This is a genomic window from Desulfonatronospira sp. MSAO_Bac3 (assembly GCF_003838035.1).
GTDB classification, from domain to species: domain Bacteria; phylum Desulfobacterota; class Desulfovibrionia; order Desulfovibrionales; family Desulfonatronovibrionaceae; genus Desulfonatronospira; species Desulfonatronospira thiodismutans.
On record NZ_QYZY01000124.1, the window covers coordinates 1 to 2185 of the forward strand.

Consider the following 2185-nt stretch of genomic DNA (forward strand, 5'->3'; position numbering starts at 1 on the left):
TTAATCAAAACCGTAAAACACCGAACTTTATTTAAAGCATGTTATCGAGGTTATTCTGGCTTAAAAACCCGTGTATAGGTTTTGATTTACGCTTCCTTGGAGTGAGTTTTTACGTCCTGTTTGCGAAGTCCCCGGACCCTGGTGAATAATTACGTATTTTTTTGCCTTATGAAAGCCCAAGCCTGCTCCTGGTTGCCGGTGTCGGGACACCTGTGTCCAGGTCCCATCCTCTGAGGCTGTAGTATTGCGCAAGCAGGGCCTCGTATTTATCCCTGTCCAGACGTTCTCCCCTGGAAGGCCCGTTCTTCACAGGCTCCTGCATAAGCCGCTTCGGCGGATAATCATCTTTTCTGCCCAGTCCTTCCCTGCAGTTAAACATCCGCTCCAGGTTCCAGATCCTCTCCCCGGCCCGCCTTAGATCCTGGACATCTCCCGGCCATCCTGTGGCTGTGGACAGCAGCCTGTGAAAATGGGCGGGCAGGACGGGTTTTAATGCGATTCCCTCCAGCTTGCACAGCCCCAGGGAGTCCACTACGCAGTGCCAGTCCTCCTGCCAGGCCATGAGCCCGGCTTTGGTTTCATACTTAAGCCAGTATTTATCTCCGGGTTCAATGCCCAGCTCACTCTTGAGAATATGTGCATATACATCCGGTGCCACCTCTAAAAGACAGAGCCCTTTTAAGTGATCTCCGCCTCTGGGGGAAACGGCAAAGGCCATGGCCATGCCCTTTGTTCCGCGCACATCCACAGCCGGGTAATCCAGGCCTTTGCTGTGGACCACAAGATCCTGTCCTCCGAGTATGCGCGCAGCCCTCCAGGCCCCTTGGGCCAGGATATCACCCCCGTCCTGTCTGGCGGCTATTTTATGGATGGCCTGTATCATGGCCTGATGGTTGCCGAAGCCAAGACCGTCCAGACCCAGATCTCTGGCGGAAAAAACCCCTTTATCCTCACACTCCATGGCCCAGGCCAGGACATTGCCGGTGCTTATGGTGTCCAGGCCAAGCCTGTTGCAGAGCATGTTGGCATGCAGTACTGCTTCCAGGTCGGAATTGCCGCACTTGGAGCCGAATGCCGAGATGGATTCATATTCCGGGCCTTCGCCCTTAGTTCCGGCATAAGGTCCCTCTTGTACACTGCAGTAGCGGCTGCAGCTTACCGGGCAGTTGAAACAGCCTTTGTTTCTTTGGACGTAATTATCCTTGAGGTTTTCTCCGGAAAAGTTGGAGGAGGCTTCAAAGACGGACTCCTGAAAATTTCTTGTGGGTAAAAAGCCCATACCTTGGGCCAGGGGAGTAATGGCTCAGGTGCCGTAGGAGCTGGCCTGTTCATAAAGAGGATCTCCCAGGATACTTGCCTGCACTTCCTGTACAGCCTCTGTAAAGGCTGCGGGCTCAAAAATATCCACTCCCCTGTCCCCGCGCACAGCCACTGCCTTGAGATTCTTGGAACCCATGACAGCTCCGGGTCCGCAGCGTGCAGCGGCCCGGCCCAGATTGCATATCACCGCGGACATGAGCACCATGTTTTCTCCGGCCGGTCCGATACAGGCCACCTGGGCCGTTCTCTCGCCCAGCTCCTGTCTAATGCCTGCGTCTGCTTCCCAGGTATCCAGGCCCCACAGGTGCCGGGCATCCTTTATCCGCACCTGGTCGTTGTCTATCCACAGGTAGACGGGATGAGCCGCCTTGCCGGTAATTACCAGGTGATCAAATCCGGCCATTTTAAGCTCAGGCCCGAAATGCCCGCCGCAGTTGGAGTCGGCGAAAATTCCGGTAAGAGGCGACTTGAAGGTCAGGCTGAAACGCCCGGAGCAAGGTGCGGGCGTACCTCCCAGAGGGCCGACCCCGAATATGAACGGGGCTTGGTGAGACAAAGGGTCCATTCCGGGATAAGTCATGTCCATGAGCAGCCTGGCCCCGCTGCCGGACTGACCCAGATAGTCCCGGACCAGGTCCCTGGGCAGCTTTTGTGTTTTGACCTGCATGCTGTTCAGGTCCACGTAGAGAATCCTTCCGCACCACCCGTACCATTTATCCCGCATCCCGGACCTCCTCTTTTTCCACTTGCAAAGCTTCGAACAGACAGGCAGTAACGCATGCAGGCTCCAGCAGGGAGCCGGCCCCCGGGGCCTGCTTGCCGCAGAATTTTTCCTGGCATTCCATGTTCAAAAGCGGGTATTCAA

General features: G+C 55.7%; 2 protein-coding genes. Both read right to left on the minus strand.

Annotated elements, in window-relative coordinates:
- Positions 1–166: 166 nt before the first annotated feature.
- Entirely contained in the window at positions 167–1279 is a 1113-nt protein-coding gene (locus tag D5S03_RS04580) for an aldehyde ferredoxin oxidoreductase C-terminal domain-containing protein (protein WP_287042805.1), read from the minus strand.
- Between the two features lie 24 nt (positions 1280–1303).
- Positions 1304–2044, minus strand: coding sequence for an aldehyde ferredoxin oxidoreductase N-terminal domain-containing protein (locus D5S03_RS04585; protein ID WP_287042806.1), 741 nt, complete (start codon positions 2042–2044; stop codon positions 1304–1306).
- Positions 2045–2185 lie beyond the last annotated feature (141 nt).

Coding starts and splice junctions, on each gene's coding strand:
- D5S03_RS04585 (WP_287042806.1), bottom strand. CDS start 2,044: ATGCGGGATAAATGGTACGGGTGGTGCGGAAGGATTCTCTACGTGGAC.
- D5S03_RS04580 (WP_287042805.1), bottom strand. CDS start 1,279: ATGGGCTTTTTACCCACAAGAAATTTTCAGGAGTCCGTCTTTGAAGCC.